Source organism: Microbacterium umsixpiens, assembly GCF_053543675.1.
Genome location: NZ_JBLVOH010000100.1, coordinates 11409 through 17554 on the forward strand (window position 1 = coordinate 11409; position 6146 = coordinate 17554).

At 68.7% G+C, this 6146-nt stretch carries 6 protein-coding genes; all 6 read left to right on the forward strand.

The annotated features are described in order from the left end of the window. The first annotated feature begins 32 nt into the window (after window positions 1–32). The 6 genes from ACNPM4_RS10220 (at window position 33) to ACNPM4_RS10245 (ending at window position 6123) form a co-directional block, all read left to right on the forward strand. Window positions 33–197 (forward strand): single stranded DNA-binding domain-containing protein, encoded by a 165-nt coding sequence (locus tag ACNPM4_RS10220; protein ID WP_168429539.1) that lies wholly within the window; start codon window positions 33–35, stop codon window positions 195–197. Between the two features lie 79 nt (window positions 198–276). Continuing rightward, window positions 277–1338, forward strand: a complete 1062-nt coding sequence (locus tag ACNPM4_RS10225; RefSeq protein ID WP_448985582.1) for a DUF998 domain-containing protein — start codon at window positions 277–279, stop codon at window positions 1336–1338. 138 nt (window positions 1339–1476) lie between these two features. Beyond that, window positions 1477–2442 carry an Abi family protein gene (locus ACNPM4_RS10230; RefSeq protein WP_448985583.1) on the forward strand — a complete coding sequence of 322 codons (966 nt, stop codon included), beginning with the start codon at window positions 1477–1479 and terminating at the stop codon, window positions 2440–2442. 167 nt (window positions 2443–2609) lie between these two features. Further along, entirely contained in the window at window positions 2610–2900 is a 291-nt protein-coding gene (locus ACNPM4_RS10235; protein ID WP_417506659.1) for a hypothetical protein, read from the forward strand. 56 nt (window positions 2901–2956) lie between these two features. Then, window positions 2957–5845, forward strand: coding sequence for a helix-turn-helix transcriptional regulator (locus tag ACNPM4_RS10240; protein ID WP_448985584.1), 2889 nt, complete (start codon window positions 2957–2959; stop codon window positions 5843–5845). A gap of 74 nt (window positions 5846–5919) precedes the next feature. After that, window positions 5920–6123 (forward strand): cold-shock protein, encoded by a 204-nt coding sequence (locus ACNPM4_RS10245; protein ID WP_017831237.1) that lies wholly within the window; start codon window positions 5920–5922, stop codon window positions 6121–6123. Window positions 6124–6146 lie beyond the last annotated feature (23 nt).

The window sequence follows — 6146 nt, forward strand, 5'->3', positions numbered from 1 at the left end:
GGGCCCCCGCGGCATCGTTGTACGATCGCGCCATGACGAAGACCACATTCAAGCCGGGGGACGAAGTCATCACCCCGCGTTCACGGGGGAAGGTCATCGACATCTGCGCGACGCCCTCCGGGCAGTTCATCTTCGGCATCGAGGACGAGACCGGAGAGGTCACCTACTTCACCCCCAAGGCTCTGCAGCACGCCTGACGGGCCGGCCAGGGCTCGAGTCGCGAGGCCGGGTGCGCGGGATCTTCCGCGCGTCCGAGGTGCGTGCTTGCATGGGCACATGGAGCGGGACGAGAAGCTGCGCGGCGAGACGAGGGCCGTCTGGGCGACCGTGATCTGCTTCGTCGTCGGCACCGTTGCCGGCATCCTGCTCCTGCGTGGCGATGCGCGCCCGCTCACCGGTCCGGGGTCGTTGGCGGCGCCCGTCGCAGCGATCGCCGGGATCGTCGCGGCCGCCGCATTCCTCGTGAGCACGCTGATGCACCGTCGCACGGAGACCGGGCCGATGCCGCGCTGGCAGGCCGTGGTCTCCGGCCTCTCGACCGTCGCGCTCACCGTGGCCTTCGGAGCGGTCGCGCTGATGGGTGTGCTGCTCACGGCCGAGATCCTCGCCGTCGGCCTTCAGGGGCTGCAGCTCGCGGCGGTCGGCGGTGGTCTGCTCGCAGGCGTCGCTTCGGCCGTCGGCGGTCGCTTCGCCTTCGGGGCCGGCATCGGGCTGCGCACCGCCGACCTGTCCGCGCTCCTGTTCGGATTCCTCGTGATCGGCACGCTCTTCGCCATGGTCACCTCCGCCGACCCGCGCTGGTGGGAGGAGAACTTCTCGCAGCTCGGGTCGGGATGGGCGTTCAACGGCACCCTCGTCGTGGCCGGCCTGCTGATCGCGACCGTCGGCTCGTACATCGGCCGCGACCTGCACCGGATGCTCGGCGACTCCGCTCTGCGCCGCATCGCCGTGGTGGTCGCGCTGTGGGCGGCGGCCGGTGTCGCGCTCGCGGCCGTCGGGCTGCTGCCCCTGCACCGGGTGCCCCTTCCGCACGACATCGCCGCCGTCGCGACGCTCGTCCTTTTCCTCGGGTCTGCGGCCGCGACCGTGGCCGCGATCCCGGCTCCTCCCCGCGCGCTGCTGATCACGTCTGTCGGCGTCGGCCTGCTCATCGTGGTGGCCGTCGTGCTGTGGGTCCCGTTCGGCCTGTACTCGGCCACTGCCCTCGAAGCCGTCGTCGTCGGGCTCGGACTGCTGTGGATGGCCACGCTCGTGCGGGTGCTGGCGATCCTCGTGCCGTCGCAGTCCCGCCCCTCGGCCCGGCGGTCACCGCTGCGCGCCGAGTCGCGGCAGGCCTAGTTGGGGGGGCTTCGAGCGAGCGCTGAATGAGGTACTGGGCTTGATGTCAGCCCAACGTGCTAGATTGATGTCAATCATTCAGCCCGCCCGGATTCCCGGTGTGGGCTGGATTTCTTTAGGGGTGGCAAGATCATCGGTGTGACGGCACCCTTGAAGCAATACCTCACGGTCGACGAGCAGATCAGCTTGCTGAAAAGCCGAGGCATGCAACTCGATGGAGAGCCCGAACGGTGGCTCCGCGCAGTCAACTACTACCGATTGAGCGGGTACTGGTATGTCTATCGGGCTGTGGTTACGAGGGACGGCACGTTTGCGCGCGCTGACGAGTTCCAGGAGGGAACGACGTTCTCTGCCGTAACCGCGCTTTACGAGTTCGACCGGAAGCTCCGCACACTGGTCCATGACGGTATCGAGCGGATCGAGGTGGCGCTCCGGAGTCACGTCAGCTACGTGCTCGGCGCGCGCGACCCGCTCGCTCACGAAGACCCCACGACATTTCGCACAGAATTCGATCACGCGGCCTGGATGACGAAGGCGAGGGTCCGGGTGGCGCGGACTGCCCGAAGCTCCGCGTACATTCGCCACCACACAGACAGATATGGCGGCGACATCCCCATTTGGGTCCTCGTCGACGTGCTCGACTTCGCGGACGTCTCCATGCTGTTCGAGGCGCTGCGGGCTGGGGATCAGTACAAGGTCGCCGAGGGTCTCGGAATCAAATTCGACCTTGATCAGCTCGGCAGCTCGCAACGACGGAAGGCGCTCAAGAACCACCCGCTCGCCCGGTGGCTCGAACAGTTGACCGTCCTACGAAACATCACTGCGCACCACGGACGGTTGTGGAATCGAACACTGGTTCCGGCAGCCACAAGCGCGATGAGAACAGTCTCTGGCCTCGAATCCCTCCCTGCAGGTCAGAGCGAGGACGTCTTCGGCGCGCTTTCCGTCGTGGCAACTCTTCTCGAGACCACGTCGCCCGGGGCCAGATGGGTGGCAAGGGTCGTGGACGAGATGGACAGTATTTTCGGCATGCATGCGCAGCGCTCTCCGAATGAGATGGGGTTTCCTGACAGCTGGCGGACTCTCAGCATCTGGAGCGTCTGAGTTTCACCGCGAATGAGCCTGATGGCGTCGCATCGCGAGCAGCTTCGCGATTCCTAGACGCCGGCATCCCTAGACGTCGGCGGCAGAAAGATAGGGAATCCGTCCGATGTCGGCGGGGCACCTCAGGGCGGAGTGTAGGGATACCGCACACCGCCGAGGAGATCCCCATGTTCGAGCACACGTTTTTCACCGAGCAGTACACCGGTTACCAGCAGGAGGAGATGGAACGCGCAGCCGCGCGGCGACGCATGCTCATCGAGCACGCCGACCAGATCGTGCCCCGTTCCCCGGGGGCGGTGCGTCGGATGCTGACGCGCATCTTCCGTGGATCGACGGCCAGCACTGTGGGTGCACGCGACGCGGGCCGCAGTGCCACGAACGCGCGTCCCGGCGTGGGGCACGCGGCCTCGGAGCGGGCGAGCTCCGGATGCGAGCCGACGGCGGCACCCGCACGGTGAGCATCGTCGTCGCGGAACGCGCCCCCGGTGTCGGTGGAGGGTGGCACGATGAAACCATGCCTTCCTCCGCACCGAGCGCCGCGATGGTCGGTCGTGCGGCCGAGCTCTCCGAGGTGCGCCGTCTTTTCGAGGGCGTGCGCGAGGGCGTGCCGGCAGCGCTGCTCGTCGAGGGCGAGGCGGGGATCGGCAAGTCCCGGCTGCTGCGCGAGTTCGCCATCGAGATCGAGAACACCGCCGACGTCCATGTGGGCTGGTGCCTCGACCTCGGGGCCTCCCGCACGCCCTACGGCCCGCTCACCGGCATCCTCCGCTCGATCGTCACGCGCATGGGCATCGAACGGGTGCGCGAGTCGGTCGGTGTGGGCGTCGAGGCGCTGGGGATGCTGCTGCCCGAGCTCGTCGATGCTCCGACCGATCGCGAGCGCACCAGCCCGGAGCGGCTCCGCGACGCCATCGCCTCCCTCATCGAGGCGGCCGCAGAACGGGCTCCGCAGGTGCTCGTGGTGGAAGACCTGCACTGGGCCGACGAGTCGACGCTCGCCATCCTGTCGTTCCTCCTGCGCGCCCTCGGCCGCGGTCGCATCCTGCTGCTCCTCACCTGCCGGAGCGACGACGTGCGGCGTGGCGACGCCGTGAGCCGCTTCATCGGCGAGGCCACCCGTGCGCGCCTGCTCGAGCGCCTCACGCTCGCCCGGCTCGACGAAGCCGCGGTGCGGGAGCTGGCCGAGCAGATCACCGGTCGCCCGCTGTCCGAAGCCGCCTTCGAGCGCATGCAGGAACGTGCCGAGGGCGTGCCGTTCTTCGTCGAGGAGATCGCGGGATGCGCGAACGGCTCTCTTCCCGATGGCCTCCGCGACCTGCTGCTGGCCCGGTTCGATCGTCTCGGCGACGATGCGCAGCACGTCGTCAAGGTCGCCTCCGGTGCGGAGCGCCCGCTGTCGCATCCGCTGATCACGCGCCTCGCCGATCGCCCCGAGCAGCAGCTCGACGAGGCGATCCGCGAGGCGACGCGCAGCGGCATCCTGGTCGTGGTCGACGACGACTATCGGTTCCGGCACGCCCTCCTTCGTGAAGCAGTGCACGACGATCTGCTCCCCGGTGAGCGCGCCCGGCTGCATCGCGCCTACGCCGAGTCGCTCGAGGCCCAAGGCGCGGGCAGTGACTCGGGGGATGCCGCCGCGCTCGCGTACCACTGGCAGCTCGCGCAAGACGACCGCAAGGCGCTCGTCGCCGCCGCCGATGCGATGCGCCACGCGAAGTCGCAGTACGCGTTCGCGACCGCCGCCCGCTTCGGCGAGCTCGTGCTGGAGCTGTGGCCGCTCGTCCCCGATGCTGCCGGGGCCGCGCGGATCGAGCGCCTCGATCTGCTTCTCGTCCTGGGGTCGATCCTCCGCAACGCAGGCGACGGTGAGCGGGCGCTCGCCGTCGCGAACCTCGCTCTCGCCGAGGTCGACCCCGAAACGGTGGATCCGCGTCTGCATGCGCGGCTGCTGCGCAACAAGGCGCTGTACCTGGTCAACCTCGGGCGCCTCGGGGCGATCCCGCTGCTGCAACAGGCCCTGGCCATCGCCGAGGAGCACATCGACGATGAGGCCTTCCGCGCCGAGCTGCTCAACCGTCTCGCCAGCCGCCGCATGATCGCGGGCGACCGTGAAGAGGCGATCCGTCTCGCGGACGAGGCCGAGCACAGGGCGGCGGGCGCAGGCTCCTCCGATCAGCTGTCCGTCGCCGCGAATGTGCGCGGCGGCTCGCTCGCGCATCTGGGCGAGGTCGAGGCGGGCGTGCGCGAATACGAACGTGCACGGCAGCTCGCGACGGGCTCGGACGCCGAGATGCGCTACCGCGTCAACTACTCCGATCTGCTCACTCTGCTCGGCCGCTACCGCGAGGCCGTCGAGGTCGCCGAGGAAGGGCTGCGCCGGGCGCGCGAACTCCGCGTCGAACGCACATCGGGCTCGATCATGGCGCAGAACATGGTGGTGCCGCTGCTCGAGCTGGGGGAGATCGACCGGGTCGAAGACATGCTGTCGCGCGACTTCGTGCAGGGCACTCTGCGGGTGTTCCGCATGTACATGAGCATGACGCACGTGCGGGTGCTGGCCTGGCGCGGCCGGTCAGCCGAGGCGGCGGAGTTGCTGCAGACGTGGTTGCCCGCGTTCGAGGAGACCGGCATCTCGGAGCGGCAGATCTGGTACGACCGGGTGATGATGACGGTCGCGGTGGCCGAGAGCGCGGGCGACCTCCGCGGCGCTCTCGACACGATCCTCGAGATGCTCCGCGACGAACGGCCGGCCCTGCTGCACCAGCGGCGACTCATGCTGCAGGGCGGGGCGCTCCTCTCCGAGCTGCGGGCAGAGGGGTCCGCGGTCGCCGACGCAGCCGACGCGATCCGCACCGCCTGGCTCGCGCAGCCCGTGCAGCTGCAAGACGACGCCTGGTCGACGATCCTCCTGGCCCTGCTCGACCCGCATCCCGACTCGCTCGATGCGGCGCTGCGGTGTGCCGACGGCGATGACGTTCCGGTCACCTTCCGCGTCGTGATCCGGCTCGAGCAGGCGCGGATGCGGGTGCAGGCGGGCGACCGCGCAACGGCGTCGACCGTGCTGGCCGAGGCGGCCGAGATCGCCGCGGCCCTGGGGCACGCGCAGCTGCAGGCCGCCGTCGCCCGTTTCGCGACCGATGCGGGGCTCGGGCTCCGCATCGATGCGGAGCCTTCCATCGGCACCGACCCGCTGACCGCGCGGGAGAAGCAGGTGCTCGAGCTCATCGCCGAGGGGCTGAGCAACCGCCAGATCGGTGAGCGACTGTTCATCAGCGTCAAGACCGTGAGCGTCCACGTGTCGGCGGTGCTGCGGAAACTCGGGGTGAGCACACGCACCGAGGCGGCACTTCTGCAGAAGAATCCGTCGCACAGTGCTGTTGGTCAGCCTGCCGTGGTAGCGTGACAATGCGCGCGTCTCGGATGTTCCGATTCGGCGTAGGCCGTGTAAACGGCTAAGTCAACAGAAAGTAGAAACACATGGCCACTGGCACTGTGAAATGGTTCAACGCGGAAAAGGGCTTCGGCTTCATCGCTCCCGATGACGGCTCGGACGACCTTTTCGCCCACTACTCGGCTATCGCCGGCTCCGGTTTCAAGGAGCTCCGCGAGAACCAGAAGGTCGAATTCGACGCTGAGCGTGGCCCCAAGGGCATGCAGGCGGCGAACATCCGCGCTCTCTGAGCGCGCGCTGACTTCCTGAAGCC